Consider the following 22,677-nt stretch of genomic DNA (forward strand, 5'->3'; position numbering starts at 1 on the left):
CTACTCACTTTTTTGTTTGAATAGATTTATTGTGAATCATTATCATATGCTAGCTCTTTTTTTGTAAAAAGTCTTCCATAAGCTTTGTTTTTACTTTTACTTTTGTTGCGTACGTAAAATCTCCATAACAATATGGATATCTAAAATTCTTTTTATTATCACCACAAGTATACAGATCTGGATTTTGATCGACTTTCATTTTAGAAAACTCTTTAGCTGACTTTTCTGAATGTTTTTTAGTTTGTTGACTTGCAATAAAATCAATATATTTTGGGCCCATATTATAGCTTTGTATGATAGTTTCCATTCCAACATCTTTCTTTATTCCATATTGATACATTTGCACGAAGTGTTTTACACCTTGCTCGATGCTTAAGTTAACATCCTGAATTTCATTTCGCTTTAACTCAAGTGATTCAGAGGACTGCATAGGATCTGTACCTTCACCTCTACTTTCTTGATACATGATTCCCAATAAGATTGTTGTTTTGTCACTTAAATTATATTTTTCTAACTCCCTTTCAATGATTGGTTTAAATTGTAATAAATGTTCTTCTATAGCGTAGCTCTGTTTCTTATTAGTATTGCTTATTAGATAACCATATAGTAATTCGATTAGTGTTATGAGAACAACAATACTACCAAAGAAAAATATAACCCTTTTTTTACTCTTCATATATTACTCCTCTGTTCCCTTTAAATATTAGGATTATTTCTTTTAAGTGAACAGACTAGCATAGAGAGGTAAAGATAAGATAAAGATAAAATGAAATTTTTATTTATTAACAAGGGGAATCTCCTTTATATGTGTATATTAAGGATTAAGATGAAAAGAGATAATGAATAGAATTTGTAATCTTAATAGTTACTAGATCCTGTATACAATTTTATGTTATATTTTTATATTCTTTAACTCGTTTCGACCTAATCTGCATTTTATCTTTATTTCTTTCTAGTAATCTATTTTTTTGTACAGAGCGGGATTAATAATATCGAATCTAGCAATTAAACCCTGTTTTTTACATATAAATAATAGAGAAGGGATAGAAAACGATGTCGGAAGATGGTAATAAAAAAAGAAGGACTAGATTTTTGGACGAGTTGGTCAGAGAATCTGAATCAGAAGCAAACGCTGAAATTAGAAGTATAGACTTTGAGAAAGGCCCTAAACAAGAACCGGGGAATTCTCGGGGGACAGGGCGTCTCGTAGCGCTTGATGCAGTTCGTGGTTTAGCTGTAATAGGAATGTTTATACAGCACTTTGCCTTGAATGAAATGAATGCTTCAATCGTATCTGGTAACACAACATTGTTATTTATACTTTGTGGAGGGATCTCTTACTCCATCATGGCTAGACGCATGAGAGAAAAGGGGCTGGGGAACACTGCATTCCGATCTAGAATGCTCGCCCGCGCGGTGTTCATCGACATAATCGGGTATCTTCTTATTATGCTGAACACTAAGACTGGTGTAATCTTACCTGCCTATGCGGCACTGTTCGTATTGGCGCTTGTTCTGGTTCATCGTTCAACACGTGTACTCATTATAACAGCAATTTTTTTGATTATTGTAAGTCCACCACTGATGATTTTGGGAGACAGCCTTCTGTCGCACTCCTATCTCCTTAAAGATATAGGAGGTGGCCCTATGTCTGGGATAGCACTCGCTCCCGCCTTCGTTGCAGGCATGGTCATCGGGCGTATTGACCTAACAAAGCAGCGCCCTGCATTTCTACTCTTGTGCAGTGGAGTGATTATACTTATCATTTGTAAGCTGTTGGCTGTTTTTGTCCTTCCTGATCTCAGTCGATCCTTTGAGGGCTGGCTCATAAGCGTTCAAGGTTCCGTTAGTACCCAGCCGAATCCAAATTTAATTTGGCCATCTAATGCTCAACCACCAATGTGGCATACTCTTCTTTGGACAAACGCACACAGTGCATCAACATTTCAAACACTGACGGGGCTTGGGGCCGCATTTCTTATGCTGGGCCTTGTATGTCTTGTACCGAAGAAGTTTTCCATCGTATTGATGCCTTTTGAAAAGGTCGGACGTGTAGCATTAACAATGTATGCGGCTCAGTTTATCGTATTGTGGGGGCTCCAACTGATGGGGATACAGCAGTATAGTTTGGAATTTCCGTTCGGGGATGTACTTGTCGCAATTGCAACACTGATAATTGGAGGGTTAATTTTAAAACTTCCTGCTGGTCCGCTCGAAGTAATGATGCGACACTTTGATCGCTTTTTCAGCGGCGTTCAACCAGCTAAGGCAAAAATATAGAGACAAATTATATCCGCCTCCAATAATATTGAGATTAATTGGAATGGACTTTTGAAATTAAAAAATAAATAAAATTGTTTTTTGATTGTTAAATAGATAATACCCCTAATTAGAATTATCACGATGAATCCTTTTCACAATTAAATGTGGTTTTACAACAAAACAGCACCCTCTATTTTGATGGAGAGATGCTGTTTTGTTTTTTTTATTTTATTTTAACGACTCTGATGCAAAAAAAATATTTAATAGAAACATAGCGTATTAATTTTCTTGAATCTGCTAGCTTATGAAGCAAATCTAATCAATTTATGAATGGATTTTTTGATTTTGGAAATATTTCTCTCTTGGAAGAATCTATTTCTTTTTGATTATTTGCATAGCCTCTATTGCTACAGTAACTCGTTTGGCAGTCCTTGAGGATTTTAATCCAAGTATCGAATGAATTGGTTTTTTAATAAAGCGATAATTCTGTATACGATTTTATGTTAAGTTTCGATATTCTTTAACTCATTTCGACATAATCTGCATTTTATCTTTATTTCTTTTTAGTAATCTATTTTTGTACAGAGCGGGCCAATAATATTAAATCTAGCAGTTTAAATCTGCTTTAATAGAGAGGGGATAGAAAACGATGTCGGAAAACGATAATAAAAAAAGAGGAATACGAGGAGTGTTCCTAACAATAATAATACTATTAACAACTACTTTTCTTATGTTTTTTATAACAGGAAAGTTTAGTTCTGCTCCCGCAAAAGGAACGGCTCACGAGGGACAGAACAACCAGAGTGTAATGCAGCAATCAAAAGAGGGAGAAACTACAAAACCGCAAAAAGAAAAAAGAGCAGATGGAAAACCTATAGGAAAAGTTGTTTATTTAACATTTGATGATGGTCCTAGTACTCTAACTGAAAAATTTTTAGATGTATTAAAAGAAAACGATGTAAAAGCAACATTTTTCATGCAGGGAAGTAATTTACAAAATGCAAGTTATCAGGAAAATGTAAAGCGAGCGGTAAAAGAAGGACATTATATCGGTGCACATAGTATGACGCATAATAGTGATAAGTTATACAAAGATGGACAATTTGTTCCAGAAATGAAAAAAACATTATCCCTTATCCAAGATATTACAGGTACAAATCCTAAGTTAGTACGTCCACCATATGGATCAGCACCAGGGCTAAAGAGCGAAGAAGTTCGTAATCAAATTGTAGAAGCTGGAATAAAAGTATGGGATTGGACAATTGACTCTTATGATTGGAAATTAAAAAATAATCCAAATGAGATTATAGAAAATGTAAAAAAATCTACAAAAGAGGATGTTGAAGTAGTTTTAATGCATGAAAAACCTCAAACATTAGCAGTTCTTCCAGAAATTATAAAGTTTTATAAAGAAAACGGTTATGAATTTGGTGTATATAATGATGCTGATCATTTTCACCTGAATTTCCAAAAAGATCACCGGCTATAAAATATAATTTAGCAATCGGAAGCTACAGTGAATTTGAATTCATTATTTAAAAATTTACGTATCACTGAATATATCAAATTACTGCATTTTTTTACTTATGTTGTTCAATAATAGCGCCCTTTAATTGAAAGAATGTTTATTTGAAATATGGAAAGTAAATTGGTGTTTATAAAGGTATGCATTCTCTAAAATCATGCAACCAACAACTTAAGAGTCCAAAGTACAAAAAGCGTTATCCTTTCTAATAATTTAGCTTGTTTAGAAAGAGTAACGTTTTTTACCTTTTATGATAGTGAATATTCTTAGCTTGATAGTGATGTGGTAATACCCCATCACTATCAAGCTAAGGTTGGGAAAGGTTAGTTTCAAAAGAACTTTTTTTCTTTTTCTAAAAAATCAGTATGAATCATTGAAATTTCTGCATATCAAATAAACCCTAATGGATTTCATTTTTTGATTAAGCTGCTTGATTGTGAGACTTGGTACAATTGTAAACGACACCTAATATATCAAAGACTGTTTTTTTCTCGTATCGGTGAGATTTTCGTCCGTTGCGCTGTAGGAGGTTAAACAGACGAAGAAGAATCTTTGATAATTCTTGGGTGTCTTTTTGTATGGCTCGAAACAGAAGAGAAAGATAGTCTTTAATCATATATAGGGCTTTATACTCGCTAACCTCTCGTTTTTTCTTCATGAGGAGCAATTGGCGCATTTGAAATATGATAGAAGGACAGAGTAGAATGGCAATCAATTGACCATATAAATGGCACTCTAATCGTTCTGGTTTTATTTTTTTACAATGATGGATTTGAAAGAATGACTTCCACGTTTTAAATAAAATTTCGTTTTGCCAACGCAAAGAATACCAGTCATGTATCTGTCCCATCGGGACAATATCTGTAGGGGTGTTTGTCATATATGCATTGATACCACTCAGTTGTTTACTACGAGGAGAATACTTCATTCCTTTCTTTTTTTCTCTTACAGCTTGATTTTGTAATCGTTTTTGTTGCTGTTGTTTTGTTAATCGGGGAACAATTACGCGAGCTGGCACTTTATCAATCATTCCTACATAAGCATCAGCTTCAGCTATTTCACATGTTTGTCCTGGTTAAAGGGAGCTCATTAACGTCTCCATATCTATCTGTATATACTCTGTACCTTTCTTAATTCTTCCGTTTTGAAAATAATCAGGGTTAGGATTTTTTTGATAAATACGTGTATTCGACTTGATACGAGAGATATAGTAGGCCTCTTTATCTTGTATATGTTGAAGGTCTTTTAAATGAAAATAACCTAAATCTCGGATACATACATCATTTGCTGTCACAGTTGGGGCACACAGAGAGCCGTAAGTGCGATCATGTTGTTTACCTGGACCTGCATGAATATGTAGGAACTGCCCACTTAACAAATCATACTCAAGTTGAATTTTCATCCCAGCTGTATGGCTGCATCCTCCTGCACCTGGATAAACCGATGAAAATACATCAGGGAGTTGAAATGCAGTTGAATCTAAGATGCGAATACTCTTAAAAATAGAAGTATAGGGAGAAGAAAACAACCTAGATGAAGATAATTTTCGGTTCAGAAGTTTAGCTAATACTTGTTGTAGAAACTGCGCGGCTGCGGCGTTAAATCTTTGATTTAGTCCTTCAGGACTTATGAGCACTTCTGTTGATGCTTCTAAACAACTACATAACTGGGTTAAGGAAGTTTTTGCTACACTTTGGCTTACCCATACGCATAAAGCTACTAAATCTTGTGCTTGATACTTACTTGTTCGCTGTACAAAACCAACATCTCTAGCAAGATCTCGTAAGAAATTTGGAGATAAGAAGTTTTGAATTTCTTGAGCAAATAGTTGTAATTCATCAGATACAGAAATAGCCATACAAAAACGCCATCCTTTTCCTATGATTCTACAGAAAGAATAGCGTATTTTTTCATTTTAGGGAGTATTTTGTTTTGTTAGCTTGATAGCGATGGGGTCCCACCAACATAACGCGAAATGCTGGCGATACCCCTACTACACAAACCTAAAATTTAGAAATTGTCGACTTTATATTCTCCTTTTATGTATTATGTTTCGATAGTTATTTATGTTTTTTATGCATATTTTTTGCTGAACCATAAAAAGCTGTGTTATATTTCTTATTGTTTTACAAGGAATGGTTGCTTATTTATATACGAGGTTACCTTGAGTTCAATTTGTGATTCACCTGATAGCTCGCTGCAAAGGTGTGTTTAGAAGATCTTCTTCAAGCCGAATACATACCAGCTAGTTTGGGTAAAAGAGGAGAATATAAATAATGCAAATTGGTCTCCGTGATAGGATAAACTCGGTTTAAAGATAATGGCAACAATAAATATTTTATTTCGGCAAGAATGAGAAATCATATGAAAAGAAATTTATTCTCTATCAACAGAGAGAAATTCTATTTCAAACAACAAAGAAGGGATGATTATTTTGGAAAGAATCTTTATCAGTCCAGCTAAGTATGTACAAGGAAAAAACGCAATCGAAAAAATTGGTAACCATCTGAAAGGTATAGGTGAACAAGCTGTCGTTATTGCAGACAAAGTCGTATGGGATATCGCAGGACACAAGGTTGTAAATGAATTAAAGAAAAATAACATCTCCTCTGAACAGATTATTTTTAACGGAGAGGCCTCTAGAGAAGAAATTAAAAGAATTGCTGAGATTGCCAATAACGCAGGTGCAACAATTGTTATAGGAGTCGGAGGTGGTAAAACACTTGATACAGCAAAAGCGGTGTCAGATGAAGTGAACGGCTATACTGTCATCGTTCCGACGGCAGCTTCTACAGATGCTCCGACAAGCGGGCTTTCTGTTGTTTATTCCGACAAAGGAGCCTTTGAGAATTATAGATTTTACAACAAAAATCCAGACTTGGTTTTGGTTGATACAAAAATTATCGCAGAAGCCCCACCTCGTTTTCTTGCATCGGGGATTGCTGATGCAATGGCCACATGGATAGAAGCACGTAGTGTTATTGCTTTTGGAGGCAAAACAATGGCAGGCGGAATTCCTACGATAGCCGGCGAAGCGATTGCGGAAAAATGTGAAGAAGTTTTATTCAAGTATGGTCATCTAGCTTATGAGTCTGTTAAAGCAAAGATTGTTACTCCTGCATTGGAAGCCGTTGTTGAAGCCAATACCCTTCTAAGTGGTTTGGGATTTGAAAGTGGAGGTTTAGCTGCAGCTCATGCTATTCATAACGGTTTTACTGCGCTTGAAGGGGAAATACATCACTTGACTCATGGAGAAAAAGTAGCATTTGGTACACTGGTTCAATTAGCTTTAGAAAAACATTCATTGGAAGAGATTGAACGTTATATAGAGTTTTACATCAGTCTTGGCTTACCTGTTACACTTGAAGATATTAAATTAAAAGAGGCTTCTAGAGAAGATATTATGAAAGTGGCAGAGGCTGCAACGATTGAAGAAGAAACCATTCATGCTGCCTTTAGTGTGAAAGCTGAAGACGTTGCCGATGCAATCATTGCAGCTGATCAGTATGCAAAGTCGTACAAAGAAAAACATAATTTGTAACACGAAGGAACATATGGAATAGTAATTGAGTACTTTTAGAGCTAGTTTAGTATTTGGGGTCCCACCACATGCCCATCAACTTAAGAATTTAGAATTACCCCTAAACGAAAAAATGTTATAGGTTAGCACAAAATTTCGTTCTGGGGGTACTATAAAATTTTAGCTTGATGGCGATGTGGCTGTCCCCCTGAAATAACTACTGAAACAAGATTAGACGTGATATTGTAGATTTTAATAAAGACCCTTGCAGATGAATGCTGCAAGGGTCTTTATTTTTGCCATTAATTCTTTATTTTCCTATCCGGAATATCCGCATGTGGCACCAGGTGAATCCATCATTGCTATAGGGGGTACTGCCCAAATTACCACTAGATACACAATTAATCAAATACAATAAAGTACCTATGAAAGTAGGTGCTTTTTCTTTATTATATAGAAATTACATATTAGTTTATATTTGAGATGCTCTAAAAAGAAAAGATGAAGACGGGATATCCTAACGACTAATAATTGTATATAAACGTGTATAGATTTTTAACATATATATTAATTGAAAATGTAAATATATATATATTTCAGTACGGACCCTACATTCTTCTCTATTTATCTATACTTACATTTTTTATACTTTATTATGGTATAGATATTGATTCAAAACAATGTATACAAAATGCATAATTGGTGTTTTTAGGGATTAATAGCTCGCTATAACATCTCATTTCTTAAATTCACAAAATTTTCAAAAATAAAATCTTAAAGAATTGCAATTTGCTGTATAATGGAATCAAACCATATATAAGATAGTTTCCCCGATATGAATAACCAGATATTTTATGTGTCCTGTCTATTGGCTGTAACCGCAAAAAGAACTTGTAGGATTCCTACAAGTTCTTTTTGCTTTTCTTATTGTATTTAGAGTAGGAACTTTTCAATATAGCAGAAAAAATAATGAAGTATTTATCTCTAGTTTGCAAACTCAAGTTTTGTATCTTTGAATTTTAATAGGTTTCATTAATAAAAATAGTTTAAACTATAGAATAAAACATTAGACTGTTAAAAAAATAAGCAAAAAGGGAAGAACCACCAATATTCTTCCCTTTTCGCCTTTAATTAGGGTTTCTATATTAATGAATATAGAAGATTATAAAATGTTGGATGCAACATTTTACTCTTGAAATTATAGCAAGAGTAACAGGTGTTTTTTTATGCAATATTGCATGAAAAGATCATTGTTTATCAAAGATACTGTCTAACGATAGACAGTAGTATATATTTTGTGTGTTTAGTTTTAAGTAAGGTTTGATTTTAAATCAAATTCTCTTTGTAATATGAATGGAAAAACTCTATATAGGATGTGTTTTTCTTTATTCTAAAAAATCATATAACAACTTGAAACTAGAATATTATTAATTTTTGAGTGTAAATAAATTAAACTTTAATTTTTAAACAAACATTTGGTTAATTCTATGTAAACAATTTATGAGGATAAATTGAATTTAAAAAAGATTCTTTATAGTGGAATAAAAGCTACAAAATCAAAAAGGTGAATTTTATCAATACGAGTTTTTTCTTTTATATATTAAAATAGAAGTACCCTTTCAATGTATGCTGAACCCCTTCACAAATCGTGGAGGGGTATTTCGTTTAAAAAATGAATTTTTACAAAATATACAAAAATGTTAAACTCATGAAATCCACTGATATCATTGGGTTTTTATTTGGATATTTAACGACTTGTTTTGCAAACTATAAAATGATGTAAACTTAGTTTTACTTTTTACAGATGAATCTTCCTAAACAGTTTTGAGTTGTAGGTTAGTAACTAGAAACGAAATCAATTTTTTATTGACTTACAATTTGAATTTTATTAAGGAATAAAAAGAGCCTATACTTCAATGAAGTATAGGAGGGAGAGACGAAAATCAATCAGTTATTAATTTCGAATAGATACTTAAATCGATGAATTTTCCATTTGATTTTTCACTTTTTCTTAGCGTTCCTTCTAATGTAAATTTTAATTTTTTTAACACGCTTATGGAATTTAGATTTTCAGGTTCAACTTTTGCTTCAATGCGGTTTAGCTTTAAATCAGTAAATGCATAGTCTAATAAAGCGGAGATTGCTTCAGGTGCGTATCCTTTGCCCCAAAATGCTTTTGAAATATCATAACCAATCTCAGTTTTAGAGTTTTCAAAATCTAAGAAATTATAACCACATGAACCAATGATTTGATTAGATTTTGCTTCGATAATAGTAAATCGGAGCGCTTTATTGCTTTGAGCCAGCTCGTTTAGAAATTTAATCATGTCTTTTGCTTGATCTTCAGTAGTGAAATTAATAATATTCATGAATTTCGTAACATCTGGATCAGACCATATTTTAAATAAACTTAATGAATCGGATTCTTCTGTTTTTCTTAAACGTAATCTTTGTGTGTATAATTCTGTAATCAATACTTTTACCTCCATTATATTGGTGATGGGTAGATTAAAAATATTGATATCTGCGCATAATTCAGCCCTTTCTACTCTTAGTTATTTTTTATTATACATGAGATAAATAGAGAGAGGGAATTATGTGATTTTTTATATCAACTTTGTTTCTTAATTGTTTATTCCATTTAATAGCACGCGTGATTTTATTAAAATGAGAGGAGAAAATCTTTACTTCAAATATCGGTACATGATTGATATTAGTAATAATGAAATAGCTATTTAAACTTTAGGGGGGGGAACAATAATATGGCAAAAGTTCTAATGTTTAATTTTCCAGGAGAAGGACATATTAATCCGACAATTGCACTTGTTGAAGAACTAATAAAAAGAGGCGAGGAAGTTATTTATTATTGCGTAGAAGAGTATAGAAGTAAAATAGAGAATACAGGAGCTTTGTTTCGACCATATGAAAATTTCATATCACAAATAGACATGGTAAAAAGAATGAATGGGCAAATAAATCCTCAAGAACTACTATTACACATGGTGAAATCCATGGATAAAATAATAGGGATAATTTTAGAAGAAGTAAAAAAAGAAGAATACGATTATGTTATATATGATAATAATTTCGCTGTTGGATGGATTATAGCTGAAGTACTACAAATACCTAAAATTTCTTCATGTACAACATTTTCCATTACTAAAAAAATAGCATCTGCTCTTATGAAGGATCATGAAGAAGAGAATAAAAAATCTCCTTTATATCAGAAAGTTATGCGTATTTTTAAAAAATGGGAAGATATTTATGGAATTACTCTTAATGAAAAACAAAATTTGATGACATGCCCAGGGGATATTACAATTGTATATACATCAAAATTATACCAACCAAATGTCGAAGAATTTGATGATTCTTATATATTTGTTGGGCCCTCTATTGCACAGCGTAAAGATGTAGATTCTTTTTCCTTAGAACAGGAAAAGGGAAACAAGCTGATTTTTATTTCTATGGGAACAGTATTTAACCAGCAACCCGATTTTTATCACACATGTTTTGAAGCATTTCGAAATAGCTCGGTTACTGTCATATTAGCTGTAGGGAAGCAAAATGATATTAGCCAATTAAATAATATTCCTTCTAATTTTAAGCTATGTAATTACGTTCCTCAATTAGACATTCTACAACATACTGATCTATTTATTACACATGGGGGAATGAATAGTTCCAGTGAAAGCTTATATTTTGGTGTTCCTATGCTAGTTATTCCAGTTATGGGAGATCAGCCTATAATTGCTCAAAGAATAGAAGAATTAGAAGCCGGAGTCCAGTTAAATCTTAAATTGCTTACCCCGGAGATATTACGTAATACAGCGATGCATGTGTTATCAAATGATATTTATACAAAAAATAGCCATAGAATTGGAGAATCTTTAAAAAATGCTGGAGGATATAACAAGGCAGTCGATGAAATTGAAACCTTTAAATTAAAAATAGGTATTAAATAAAGCAATACTATTGTAGCTGAAGAATTTTGGGAGCATGTGGTGATTGGTATGAAAATCTATCTAATAACCTATCAGTTTTATACCGCTTATCGTTATTCAGTTAGTTGTTTATATCTTGTTTTTACTGTAATCATTTTAAGCATTTTAATTTTTGGGATACTAGAAGCTGAATAATTATGAATAAATATGCTTGATTTATATTCCATTTTTTAATTATTAAGGTAATCGATTATATAATAGTTCAATATTTTATTATGGACGGAACCTAAGTTAGGTTAGTTCAAATGAAACTGATGTTTATTTCTAAATTAAGTACATTTTGGTATGTTATTTAGGGTACCGCCACATGCTTATCAATCTAGTGAAATGAAACATCCCCAAAACATCAAAATTGATATCTACGGAGTAAAAATATACAAATTTCTTGTTTTTGGGGACATTATGAAAACATAGCTTGGTGGCTATGGACAGTATCCATATAGAAGGACTTCTTGAAAAGAGTTAGCTAAAATTTATCACTAAATTTAACTCTGAAATTAGTGAACAATATTTATTATTTAATATAGGGTAATGTTTGCAAATAATAAAGTTGGGTTTAAAATCTCTTTTTTGTCTTTCGGCGTACAATTCCCAGAATGACATAGTACCCCTAATAAAAGGAGAAATGAAATTTGAAATCATCTACAGATAATATTCAAGAAAGTGCAAAATCAAAAAATCAAGGGCAACCAATATGGAAATCAATGTCTATGTTTTTAGTTCCCTTGCTTTTAAGTAATATATTACAATCAGTTGGACAATTGTTTGGTATGGTAGTGGTAGGGCGATGGCTTGGTATGAATGATTTAGCTGCTATTTCAGCATTTTTCCCATTATTCTTTTTACTTGTATCATTTGTAATTGGGATTGGATCAGGTAGCTCGATTTTAATTGGTCAGGCATTTGGTGCCCGTAATGAAGATCGCTTAAAAGCTATCGTTGGTACAACGCTGACTTTTACCTTTATAATAGGAGCTATTTTGGCAGTGGTAGGAAATATATTTGCCCTAAATATTATGCGCTTTATGGGTACGCCAGAAAATATAATTGATATGAGTGTTCATTATGCGCGTATTTTATTTATTTCTATGCCAGTTTTATTCTTATATTTTGCCTATACAACATTTATGCGAGGTACAGGAGATTCTAAAACACCATTTTATTTCTTAATTGTTAGTACAGCTTTAAATATAATTTTATTACCTATTTTAATTTTTGGCTGGCTAGGAATGCCGAAGTTTGATGTATATGGGGCCGCTTATGCTTCTGTTATCTCAACAATTGTAACATTTGTTGCCATGCTTATTTATTTAAAGAAGAAGAATCATCCACTGCAATTAGATGAGACAGTACGGAAATATCTTCATATGGATTGGGATTTATTAAAACTATTATTACGTCTTGGGATTCCAGCGAGTATTAATATGATACTTGTTTCGTTATCTGAGATTGCGGTAATCGCATTTGTGAATCGCTTCGGCTCTGATGCGACTGCTGCATATGGGGTTGTGAACCAGGTTGCAAGTTATGTTCAGATGCCAGCAGTCAGTCTTGGAATTACAGTATCCATTTTCGCTGCACAATCCATTGGTGCGAATCAATTTAATCGATTACAGAAAGTTATTCGCGCTGGAATTGTTATGAACTATATAATCGGTGGAATATTAATAACTCTAATTTACTTGTTTTCAAGAGAAATCCTATCGTTATTCTTAACGAGCCCGAATACAATCGAAATTGCACATAGTTTAGTGATGATTACACTTTGGAGTTACTTAATTTTCGGTCATGCTCAAATTATTGGTGCGACAATGCGAGCAAGTGGAACTGTAGTATGGCCCACTGTTATCGGAGTCGTATCCATATGGCTTGTAGAAGTCCCAGTTGCTTATTACCTTTCTTATCATACAAATCTTGGTATAAAAGGAATCTGGATTGGATATCCAGCTGCATTTATTGTGAGTTTACTTTTGCAATACGGATACTTTAAACTTTCATGGCAGAAGAAACGAATTTCACGAATTGTTAGTTAGAATAGAAGGTGAAAAATAAGGTTGTCCCATAAGTCGATTGTAGGAGTATGGCAACATCCCTATCAAGCTAAAAAAACAAAATTCCTCTAAAATGAAAAAAGCTATTCTTTCTGTATATTCCACAAAAAATAGCTTTTTTTCGTTTTAGTTTGATGGGCGTAAGACAGTATTCCTAACTGTGTATATCATATACTATTAAAACAAACACCTTAAGATTGTATTGTTTCAACTAACTACAACTTTTTAATGAATTCTTCAATTTTTAAAACTGTGGCAAACTCATCATCTAAAGTTGCTAGTGCTAGATTATGTATTTGTTCAGATACAAAAATAGGCTGTGGAGAAGACTTTCTTCACAGCTCGAGAAAACACTTCTCTTAAGATAGAGAAGTGTTTTCCTTCATTCATTATTGTTTAGAGCTAAAAGATTGTGATTTTTTTGCCTCTGATTGTGCATTTTGTTTTTTTACTGCATGCACATCCGTTTCAGTTGCAAATTCTGTACCATAACTAGCATTTGTACTTTGTGTACCTGAAGCTTGTGCTTTCTTTGCTTCGGATTGTGCATTCTCTTGTTTTACTGCTTGTACATTAGTTTCAGTTGCGAATTCTGTACCATAGCTAGCATTTGTGCTTTGGATGCTAGCTCCAGAAGTTGCCTTATTATAACCTTGTTGTTTTTTGTTCATCTTTCTCACCTCCACAATCAATAATATAACCAACCCATTTAATAGCTATTCTTAATTTTATTTTTGGGATACCGCCACAGCGCTATCAAGCTAACAAAATTAAATACCCCCTAAAATGAAAAAATACGCTATTCTTTCTGTAGAAAGACATGAAAGTCTAAACTAAAATCTCATGAATAATCGCTGATAATTGGCCGTTATGATAAATTTTATAGGTACTTTTATGTCTTAATAACGGGACGTGAAAATCTAAACTTTTTGAAAATAGGATAAGAAAATCTAAACTACTTAGCCAGTAATATTACAATATTTGAAAGTAAATCTTTGAATAGAAGTTTACTTCACACTTTCAATAAGAAAAACCACAGCAATTGATATGGTCCCCTTATAGTAGACAGTAAAAAGAAAGCACATTAATCTGTTTACTATGGAGGGGATTTTTCTATGGGCAAAATTAGAGTAACTTATGATACAGAATTTAAGAAAAAAGCAGTAAATTTATACTTAAAAGAAGGAATGGGATACAAAACGGTCGCTAAAGAATTAGGAATTGATCACTCGGTAGTAAGACGTTGGGTAAAACACTTTGAAGCTGAAGGTATCAAAGGACTAGAAGAAAAACGTGGTAAAGCGAAAGGACCAGGTATAGGTAGACCAAAAAACAAGCCAGAAGATCCAGAAACTAAAATGAAACGCTTAGAAGCGGAGAATGAAATGTTAAAAAAGCTCTTAGGGATGTAAAAGGAGGATTGGAATCTGTACCAAAAACGAGGAAGTTTGAAGTCATCAAAGGCTATCAGAAAAAGGTTATGCAGTTACCATTCTATGTGATATCGCTGGAGTAACTAGAGGTGGGTACTACAAATGGATAAAGCGACAGTTGATGCCTTCTGAAAAACAATTGGAGGATATCGAAATCAAAAAGAAGATACTGGAGTGTCATAAAAAACTTAAGGGGATTTATGGGTACAGGAGAGTACAAGTTTGGCTGAAAGCCACTTATAACCTTCATTTTAATCACAAACGTATACAAAGGTTGATGGGTGAACTAGGAATCAAAGCCATTATTAGGAGAAAACGACCTTATTACGGGAAGAAAGAAGCCTATGTGATTTCAGATAACCATCTGAACAGGGATTTCCAAGCTTCCAAACCAAACGAAAAATGGGTAACAGATATTACCTATTTGATTTTCAATGGACAGAGATTGTACTTATCCGCTATTAAAGACCTATACAACAATGAAATTGTTGCCTATGAAATTAGCCGTAGAAATGATCTGAAACTAGTGCTAGACACACTTAAAAAGGCAAGAAAAAAAACGAAACGTGAAAGGGATTCTCCTGCATAGTGATCAGGGGTTCCAGTACACATCTCGTCAATATAATCAACTACTTAAAAAATATCAGATGAAGGCTAGTATGTCCAGAAAGGGAAACTGTTGGGACAATGCTTGTATAGAAAGCTTCTTCAGTCACTTTAAGTCAGAGTGTTTTCATTTATACTCTTTCCACACAGCTGATGAGGTTAAGTTTGCTGTGCGCAAATATATACACTTTTATAATTACCAAAGGTTCCAAAAGAAACTAAATAACCTGAGTCCCTATAAATATAGAACTCAGGTTGCTTAGTTGTGTTTTTTGAATACTGTCTACTTGACAGGGGTCACTTCAAATTGCTGTGGTTTTTCTTTTTGAAACTGTGAAAGTACACTTTTACTCATCCCCATCAAAAACGCCAACAATTGTATACATTCAAAATATGATAAATAAAGAAATTAAAACTTGAATCCCTACCTAGGAAAACAAAAAAGCACTCAAATGAGTGCCTTTTCTCTATTTATCTAACCATGCCATAGGAACTTTTTTCTCCCCTGATATTTCGAATTTAATCTCTCCATTTTCATAATATACTCGCTTTATAATTGGTATAGTTTCCATTTCGTTTACTTTTTCACTTTTATATTGATTTTTTGTTTCTATATGAATAATATTCATCAGACATTCCTCCATTTTACCCACAATTTTATCCACAACAAAAACAAATAGTAATTTTCTCTCACAATTTTAAATGTATTCTCATATTTCCCTTTTATTCTTCTAATTTTGTAGTTGAAATCATAAATTAACCCTTGAAATTCACCTTGACCTATATTATCAATAAATTTAACATTTCAAAGGTATTTCGTTTTATCATGTATAATAATCTTTAGAAACGTCATTTGGAGCGTTAAGAGGAGCGCGAGGAACGATGTCTAATTGAACACGGAATGGTATACAATCCGAGCTACTCCCGACTTTCCTAACCAAGGAAGTTGCAGAAATGTTAAGTATAAGCGAAAGCTATTTACGTAAATGGTGTTTAGAGTTAGAAAAACATGAGTACACCTTTATAAAAGTTCGTGATCCTAAAAGTAATCGTGAATATCGAACCTTTACTTCAAAGGATATAAAAGCTTTGAAACAATTTCAAACACTTATGAAAGATGCCCGATATAACAAGGCGGATGCTGCCAAAACTGTAGCAATAACCATAAATAATGAAAATTGGAACGCGAAAACAACACTAATTTGTTACGTGAATTGTTGCGTGAGGAACGCCAATAAATATCAAAAGAACTCCAATCCATGAGAGAAGAAATACGACGAACTCAAGAAGAATTTCAAGCATTGAAAGACGGTATACAAATATATCAAAAACACCATAAAAAAATGTACAAGAAAGAGATGAGCAACTATTACATAACATACGATCTATTCAAGAGACTAAACAACTAGTTACTCCTACTACAGAAAATAAACATCATTGGTGGTATATATGTTAATGTTCGCAGTGCCATGAAATCCTGTAAAGTCAAAATTCAATTCGAAAAAATTAGTATCTTCCCATATCCTTTTTATTTTTATATTCGTTTCAGGCACTGTGGTCAATCCTCCCATAAATTGCACTTTCCACTTGAGAATATTATAACAAGTTTACCTTAACAAAACGGCTCCGTTAGATAAGTAAACCTCACATGTATATTCTATACATGTGAGGTTTACTTATCCCGTCATTATCAGTAGTCAATAATGAATAGTTATGGAGGGATTTTGATTCTTTTAGGTTGATAGCAATGAGGCGCTACCCCTTATCTAAAAGCTTGATACGTTTAATAAGTGGGGTTTCGTCCCCACACGAAGAGCCAGCGCTTTAGCCAAAATGCAAATTTTAGATTAAAAGATAAAAATAAAACCATAAAAAATATCCTCAAAATATTTGAAGATATTTTGAGGATGAGAAGAAAATGATTTTAGTGTATTGATTTTTGTTATGTTATATTTATTATTTTTGGATTTCAAAAGAAATTTCTTTAGCCGCTTCTAAAGCTATTTTTTTTGCTTCTGTTTTAAAATAGGATGCTGCTAAAACGTATCCATATCGATGTCCCATTGATGTAGGCGGTTTTAGAAAATTTCCTTTTTTAGGTTTTATATAAACTTTCTCTACACCAGGATATCTAGAACTACGATTTTTCCCTGTAACTCGAATTAGTTTTCCTTTAGATTTAACTGTTAGGTAATGAGCGTACACATATTTATAATGTTTTTTATTCAGTGAAGGTTTATTTCCTAACATTAATTGAATAGTTTCTTGTACTAAGTTGATTCCATGTCCAATTTCAATTATGTCATTCATTGCTCCACCTGATATTCTTGGATTTATCTCAATTAATTTCCACATATCATTTATTCTTCGGAGTTCTAGATGACAAGCTCCATTTTTCATATTAAAAGCCTGAATAATAGAATTAATTGCATTGAAAAGACTACTATATAGTTTATTGGTTACCTGTCCTAGTAAAGAGTAACCAGTAACAATAAAGCGTTCAAAAAGTGTAATTTCTTGTTCAATTATTGCTATAATATAAACTTTTCTATTTTGAACTAAAACTTCGACTAAGTACTGAGGTCCATCTATATATTCTTCAAGTAGAATTTCTTCATTGGGCAGTTTTTTTAAAAGACTTTTCATAGATAAAATTAATTGATCATTATCTTTTATTAATAATACATCTTTTGAACCTGTGGATTTGGGGGATTTTACAATAAGAGGGAAATTCATATTTTTAGTTTTTTTAAGGAAAGATGATAATGATTCTGTTGGTTTATAAGTTAAATATTTGAGTGAGATTGGTAAATCTTTAAGTACATTACGAGTTAATATTTTGTTTTCCATATGATAGATTGCTTTAGTAGATACAATATTTGAACAAAATTTTTCTGATAAACGTGCAGCTATATAAACAAAAGGATCAATAAAACTAAAGATTCCTTTTATGTTTTTCCCTGATTTTATTATTTTTTCAATTATTGTAATTATATTATCATAGTCGTTTATATCAGTAAGAATCATTTGATGTACATCGGGGAATATATTTCGTTCTTCAATAAATTTTGTTTTATTGGTTAACAAAACAGTAAAGAAATTAAGTTTTTCGGCTGCTTTGATTGCTTCTCTACTTGATCCAGATTTATTTGTTTCAATAAAAACAATAGTATCCATCCTATGTCACCTTAACCTTAATCATTTTATAAAACCTCAGAATTATTATTTATATAGGTAGAATATTAAAATGAGGTTAAGCTTGTTCTGGGTTTTTGAAAATTGGTTAAAATGAGGAGGAACATGAATATATATATAATGAATTTGATATTTATTTTAAAAGAGGGGAAGGGGAACCCATATGACTATAATTGGGATGCTTCATCATAGAAAGGATCCGAATATGGTAAATAGAGCATATGTTTATGCTGCCGTAGCTAAAGCTGAAGGTGTCAACTTTTTTTATTTTACTTTAGGGAAAGTAAATATAGAAACTGAGAAGATTTTAGGTGAAACTTATGAAAATGGTAAGTGGATTGAACAAGAATTTTCTTTTCCTGATGTTATTTATAATGCAAGTGTTCATGTTAGTGATAAAAATCAGCAAATTTTTGATTATCTATATGATAAAGTTCCGTTCACAAGTCATTCAATTGGAGATAAATTAAGTGTATATAACAGAATAAAAAAAGCAGAAAAATTCAAGCAATATCTTATTCCATTTTATGAATTAAATGATGTTAATACGTTTTTTGACATGATTAATCGTTATGAAAAACTTATTATTAAACCAATTTCTGGACATCAAGGCAGGGGTATCGTTTTCATTGAAAAAAATGGAATGAATTACAGTATGAATGAGTCAGAACAAATTTCATTTATTAATAAAAAACAATTAATAAGCTTTGTATCTGATAAGATTCAAGAGCAAGGTTACATAGTTCAACAGTTTATTTCATGTCAAATGAAATCTGGTCATGTTTATGATTTTCGATTGCATGTTCAAAGAAATGGAGAAGGAAATTGGGTTATTACTTCTATATTCCCGAGAATAGGTCCATTAGGAAGTATTGTATCAAATATGGCTAGGGGTGGTTATAGTACTTATTTAGATGTTTTTTTAAAAACGGAGTTTGATAACGATTGGTATAATATTCAAAGGTATTTAGAACGATTTGCGGTAAGTTTTTCTAACCATTTTAATTCTTTATATAAGGATGTATTATTTGATGAGTTAGGAATTGATGTTGGGATTGATAAGAATCAAAAATTGTGGTTATTTGAGGTGAATTGGAGACCAGGTGTACCTAATATATTTAATCTTGAATTAGATGTAGCTAAAAATTTAGTTCACTATGCTAGATATTTAGCTGATAAACATAAACAAAAAAAGAGGGATGGAAAAATATAGAAATAAAAAATTATGAATTTAAAATTGTTGTGTTTTAGTATTTATTTTTAATCTAAAGCCTTATTTATATTTAGAATTGAGGTTAACATAACATTATCGATAGTGTACAAAGAAGCTAGTTTTGTCGTTTTGGGGATACTTTAAAATATTAGGTTAATAGGCATGGGTACTTTAAAAGCTTAACTTGATGGATGTGGCGTGCTCCCCTAATAAAAAATCATCTCTAAGTATTTAGAGATGATTTTTTATTAGGGGTGGATGCTTTTGTTGCAAAATAGGGGGCAAGCTACCAAAAAATATATAAAATTTGGAATTTAATGAAATAATTCCATGAAAACACTTGTTTGTACTAGAAAAGTTTGAGATAATATACCTATCGTGAGTAATTGCTAATAATAATGGGGGATGAAGAATATCAACGAAGGAAGATATTCAACCATTTTATTGCAAAAGAGGTGATTACATACATGATAAAGTTATCTATCAAGAAAAGTGGTAATGACACGGAAGTATTTTTTCATTGTAATTTTGAAACTATTATTTCTGCTATAATAGCACCACCAGCTATCTTTGAACTTATCAAGTATTTCTTGTTAAATATATAAAACAAACAAAAATAACGATCTATAAAGGTCGTTATTTTTGTTTGTTCACTACGATTGTTCATAAAGGTACACCTTTTGAAGTGGGGTGATTTCTATAAAAAACAATGTGTCAAAAAGTTCGAGATAACATTTTAAAGTACTTCAAAAATATATAGACCTTTTGAATCATTTGTGAGTTTTTTTGAACGATTTCTTTCAAGTTGATTTAATTCTTATTATTCACCAGAAATAAATAAAAATATATGAATAAATTGATATAGATAATAGTATAGGTAAATAGAGAAGAATGAATAATTCTTTAATATATTTAAATTATATATAACTGAAGCAATCCCTTTATAAAAAGTACCCATTTTCATGTCTTTTTACACAAGATTAAATGAATATAATTCTGTAAATCTATAAAAATTCCGTTTAGACTTTCTTGTCTAAACTACTTAGCCAGTAATACTACAATATTCGAAAGTGAAAGATTACCTCAAAGTAGTAATCAATGGATTAATTATATTAAATCTCTGTGGGCTGCGGGGATTGCGACTGAAGCTGAGATTTAATATAAAAGTTCATATATAATAATAAAATCAAAATAGAATCCTGTATTAACAGTACTCTATTTTGATTGTTTCATTACTAATTCTTGTAATGTACTTTGTAAACTCAATAATGGGATATGATCCTAATGAAGGATACTGTGTGAAAAAGAATTGGAAAAGATTTTTGTATTTCCTATTAGTTGAAAATCCTTAATTTTAATCGGACTTTATATATTCTATCTCTTTTAGAAATTTCTTATGAAATAAGCTCGGATATTCACGCCTAAAAAGCCATTTTTTATACATAGCTTTAGCAATAAATCGTCGATACAAAAGAGTCGTCCGTATTCTAAAAAGACTTAGATACAAAATAAAAACGGGTTTAATGAGTATTTTATATTTTGTACTTCTATGGACAAAATATATTTATTATCAAATCACTTTTTATTTGTTGTATACAAAGGGTACAACTAATAGAAGTATTAGATATTTAGCAAATTTAGATTAGCGATAGGATAATGCTTGTTTCCCTAATGCTTCCCACGATTGAATGAAGATATCTTGGCTTACTTTATGTGCTTTTTTCACGGTTAATGGGTCATTGATATAAATGTATTTGTCCTCCAACCCTACAATAACAACAGCGTGTAAATCCAAAGGAGCTGTAATTTTTTTGTCATCATTTTTCCAAGATTCCCATCTATCTGGAAGGCGATAATCTCCTGTAGTCCATACTACTACAGGTTTACCGAGCTTAATTTGAGCTAACACAGTATTAAAAGATTTTCCTGTTAAGTTTACTGTACGATTTGGCAGATAACGTTCCATTAATTCTTGTAACGGTTGAACGTGGACAGCGTATCCCTTATTTTTCCCAGTTATATCTCCGACAAAACCTTCTTTAGGATCTCCCCATTGAATAATGTCTCCACTTTTATTTGTAGACAGTGGAGTAGGATCTTTTTTTATCTCGTTAGCTAAATCCATTTTATTAACTTTAATACCTGCATGCTGTAATACCATCGCTAAGCTTGTAACTTCGCATCCATATTTTAATTCTGGCTTTTGTGATATAAGCGGCACATCTAAAATGATTTTTTTAGTGGCTGAAGTGGGAGATGGTTGTAAAGATTTACTTTTTGGAATTGAATGTGTTGTATTTTGAATCAATTTGTTATCTTTTTGTTTAACTTGTAATTCATTCTTTTTAAGAGAGGGTGTTTTTTCTGAACATCCAGCTAAAATTAAAACTAAGGCATACAAAGTTAGAAATCTTTTCATATCATTCACCTTTTTAATAGTACTTACTTAATACCATAATATTCTATTATTCGATATTTTTAGAGGTAAAGAACGTTTAATAAGCTTCATTTTATGTGGCAAATTCCAAATACCTACGTGTAGTAAAAAGGAAGCCCACGCGCACCGATTAATAATTTGTGACTTTAAGTTACAGTTATAGTATAAGCGAGTTGAGGAGAGCTATGCAGGAATAAAAAGTATTAAAAGCTTTATTCCCAAAATGACTAATGAACCGGGTATATATCTGTCTAAAATGTTTCATTAATCAAAATGAACTTTTTTGAACATTTTATGTTTTGTAAAGAGAGAAATGAATATTGAATCCTTTAACAAAATAGGAAGTGAGTATATTTCTTTCTTTTTATACAAATTATTAAGAGTAAAATACTTATGAAATCAGTAGCTTTTATTAAGAGATTATAAATTGT

The 22,677-nt window shown here is 31.9% G+C and carries 16 protein-coding genes and 2 pseudogenes; 11 read left to right on the forward strand and 7 right to left on the reverse strand.

The features are described 5' to 3' along the window. Nucleotides 1-49: 49 nt before the first annotated feature. Nucleotides 50-676 (reverse strand): lysozyme family protein, encoded by a 627-nt coding sequence (locus tag QCI46_RS28045; protein ID WP_353841993.1) that lies wholly within the window; start codon nucleotides 674-676, stop codon nucleotides 50-52. Nucleotides 677-1,053: 377 nt separating this feature from the next. On the opposite strand from QCI46_RS28045, the gene QCI46_RS28050 reads away from it, so the two are divergent. Continuing rightward, entirely contained in the window at nucleotides 1,054-2,280 is a 1,227-nt protein-coding gene (locus QCI46_RS28050; RefSeq protein ID WP_353841994.1) for a DUF418 domain-containing protein, read from the forward strand. 712 nt (nucleotides 2,281-2,992) lie between these two features. Continuing rightward, a complete protein-coding gene (locus QCI46_RS28055) occupies nucleotides 2,993-3,751 on the forward strand; it encodes a polysaccharide deacetylase family protein (protein ID WP_483299037.1) in 759 nt (252 codons plus the stop codon). Nucleotides 3,752-4,208: 457 nt separating this feature from the next. Here the strand turns inward: QCI46_RS28055 and QCI46_RS28060 are convergent. Further along, nucleotides 4,209-5,645: pseudogene (locus QCI46_RS28060) on the reverse strand (IS4 family transposase). A 546-nt stretch (nucleotides 5,646-6,191) separates the two neighbouring features. Between QCI46_RS28060 and QCI46_RS28065 the strand changes: the two are divergent. Next, nucleotides 6,192-7,328, forward strand: a complete 1,137-nt coding sequence (locus tag QCI46_RS28065) for a glycerol dehydrogenase (RefSeq protein WP_075313742.1) — start codon at nucleotides 6,192-6,194, stop codon at nucleotides 7,326-7,328. 1,922 nt (nucleotides 7,329-9,250) lie between these two features. Here the strand turns inward: QCI46_RS28065 and QCI46_RS28070 are convergent. Then, nucleotides 9,251-9,781, reverse strand: a complete 531-nt coding sequence (locus QCI46_RS28070) for a GNAT family N-acetyltransferase (protein WP_353841996.1) — start codon at nucleotides 9,779-9,781, stop codon at nucleotides 9,251-9,253. A gap of 288 nt (nucleotides 9,782-10,069) precedes the next feature. On the opposite strand from QCI46_RS28070, the gene QCI46_RS28075 reads away from it, so the two are divergent. Together QCI46_RS28075 and QCI46_RS28080 are read left to right on the forward strand one after the other, a co-directional pair. Continuing rightward, the gene (locus QCI46_RS28075; protein WP_353841997.1) at nucleotides 10,070-11,272 is read left to right on the forward strand and encodes a macrolide family glycosyltransferase; all 1,203 of its coding nucleotides are present in this window, start codon (nucleotides 10,070-10,072) and stop codon (nucleotides 11,270-11,272) included. Between the two features lie 671 nt (nucleotides 11,273-11,943). Further along, nucleotides 11,944-13,344: an MATE family efflux transporter gene (locus QCI46_RS28080; protein WP_353841998.1), complete on the forward strand. Its 1,401-nt coding sequence runs from the start codon at nucleotides 11,944-11,946 to the stop codon at nucleotides 13,342-13,344. Between the two features lie 407 nt (nucleotides 13,345-13,751). Here the strand turns inward: QCI46_RS28080 and QCI46_RS28085 are convergent, their stop codons facing one another. Beyond that, complete coding sequence (locus QCI46_RS28085) at nucleotides 13,752-14,048, reverse strand: gamma-type small acid-soluble spore protein (RefSeq protein ID WP_131251991.1); 297 nt, start codon at nucleotides 14,046-14,048, stop codon at nucleotides 13,752-13,754. Between the two features lie 429 nt (nucleotides 14,049-14,477). Here QCI46_RS28085 and QCI46_RS28090 point away from each other — a divergent pair, with 429 nt between their 5' ends. From QCI46_RS28090 to QCI46_RS28100, 3 genes and pseudogenes are all read left to right on the forward strand, one after another. Continuing rightward, nucleotides 14,478-14,774 carry a transposase gene (locus QCI46_RS28090; protein WP_353841999.1) on the forward strand — a complete coding sequence of 99 codons (297 nt, stop codon included), beginning with the start codon at nucleotides 14,478-14,480 and terminating at the stop codon, nucleotides 14,772-14,774. Nucleotides 14,775-14,847: 73 nt separating this feature from the next. Then, nucleotides 14,848-15,384: pseudogene (locus QCI46_RS28095) on the forward strand (IS3 family transposase); the annotation flags it as partial. Next, nucleotides 15,362-15,664 (forward strand): IS3 family transposase, encoded by a 303-nt coding sequence (locus tag QCI46_RS28100; RefSeq protein ID WP_483299035.1) that lies wholly within the window; start codon nucleotides 15,362-15,364, stop codon nucleotides 15,662-15,664. The pseudogene QCI46_RS28095 and the gene QCI46_RS28100, both read left to right, overlap by 23 nt. A 204-nt stretch (nucleotides 15,665-15,868) precedes the next feature. On the opposite strand, the gene QCI46_RS28105 is transcribed toward QCI46_RS28100, so the two are convergent. Beyond that, nucleotides 15,869-16,030 carry a hypothetical protein gene (locus QCI46_RS28105; RefSeq protein WP_162862851.1) on the reverse strand — a complete coding sequence of 54 codons (162 nt, stop codon included), beginning with the start codon at nucleotides 16,028-16,030 and terminating at the stop codon, nucleotides 15,869-15,871. A gap of 325 nt (nucleotides 16,031-16,355) precedes the next feature. Here QCI46_RS28105 and QCI46_RS28110 point away from each other — a divergent pair, with 325 nt between their 5' ends. Both QCI46_RS28110 and QCI46_RS28115 read left to right on the forward strand, forming a co-directional pair. Further along, nucleotides 16,356-16,664 (forward strand): hypothetical protein, encoded by a 309-nt coding sequence (locus QCI46_RS28110; protein ID WP_353842000.1) that lies wholly within the window; start codon nucleotides 16,356-16,358, stop codon nucleotides 16,662-16,664. A gap of 124 nt (nucleotides 16,665-16,788) precedes the next feature. Then, nucleotides 16,789-16,857, forward strand: coding sequence for a hypothetical protein (locus QCI46_RS28115; protein ID WP_223266039.1), 69 nt, complete (start codon nucleotides 16,789-16,791; stop codon nucleotides 16,855-16,857). Between the two features lie 500 nt (nucleotides 16,858-17,357). Here QCI46_RS28115 and QCI46_RS28120 read toward each other — a convergent pair whose 3' ends face one another. Next, entirely contained in the window at nucleotides 17,358-18,578 is a 1,221-nt protein-coding gene (locus QCI46_RS28120) for an ATP-grasp domain-containing protein (RefSeq protein ID WP_353842001.1), read from the reverse strand. A 181-nt stretch (nucleotides 18,579-18,759) separates the two neighbouring features. On the opposite strand from QCI46_RS28120, the gene QCI46_RS28125 reads away from it, so the two are divergent. Next, entirely contained in the window at nucleotides 18,760-19,809 is a 1,050-nt protein-coding gene (locus QCI46_RS28125) for a YheC/YheD family endospore coat-associated protein (RefSeq protein ID WP_075313687.1), read from the forward strand. 1,642 nt (nucleotides 19,810-21,451) lie between these two features. Here the strand turns inward: QCI46_RS28125 and QCI46_RS28130 are convergent. Then, a complete protein-coding gene (locus QCI46_RS28130; RefSeq protein ID WP_353842002.1) occupies nucleotides 21,452-22,228 on the reverse strand; it encodes a C39 family peptidase in 777 nt (258 codons plus the stop codon). Nucleotides 22,229-22,677: the final 449 nt, after the last annotated feature.

This window comes from Bacillus cereus group sp. RP32, from assembly GCF_040459735.1.
In the GTDB taxonomy this organism is placed as follows: Bacteria; Bacillota; Bacilli; order Bacillales; family Bacillaceae_G; genus Bacillus_A; species Bacillus_A wiedmannii.

What these genes read in the sequence shown, in the direction of transcription:
- QCI46_RS28090 (WP_353841999.1), top strand. Translation starts at nt 14,478, where the DNA reads ATGGGCAAAATTAGAGTAACTTATGATACAGAATTTAAGAAAAAAGCA.
- QCI46_RS28050 (WP_353841994.1), top strand. Translation starts at nt 1,054, where the DNA reads ATGTCGGAAGATGGTAATAAAAAAAGAAGGACTAGATTTTTGGACGAG.
- QCI46_RS28130 (WP_353842002.1), bottom strand. Translation starts at nt 22,228, where the DNA reads ATGAAAAGATTTCTAACTTTGTATGCCTTAGTTTTAATTTTAGCTGGA.
- QCI46_RS28110 (WP_353842000.1), top strand. Translation starts at nt 16,356, where the DNA reads ATGTTAAGTATAAGCGAAAGCTATTTACGTAAATGGTGTTTAGAGTTA.
- QCI46_RS28075 (WP_353841997.1), top strand. Translation starts at nt 10,070, where the DNA reads ATGGCAAAAGTTCTAATGTTTAATTTTCCAGGAGAAGGACATATTAAT.
- QCI46_RS28125 (WP_075313687.1), top strand. Translation starts at nt 18,760, where the DNA reads ATGACTATAATTGGGATGCTTCATCATAGAAAGGATCCGAATATGGTA.
- QCI46_RS28045 (WP_353841993.1), bottom strand. Translation starts at nt 676, where the DNA reads ATGAAGAGTAAAAAAAGGGTTATATTTTTCTTTGGTAGTATTGTTGTT.
- QCI46_RS28105 (WP_162862851.1), bottom strand. Translation starts at nt 16,030, where the DNA reads ATGAATATTATTCATATAGAAACAAAAAATCAATATAAAAGTGAAAAA.
- QCI46_RS28120 (WP_353842001.1), bottom strand. Translation starts at nt 18,578, where the DNA reads ATGGATACTATTGTTTTTATTGAAACAAATAAATCTGGATCAAGTAGA.
- QCI46_RS28055 (WP_483299037.1), top strand. Translation starts at nt 2,993, where the DNA reads ATGTTTTTTATAACAGGAAAGTTTAGTTCTGCTCCCGCAAAAGGAACG.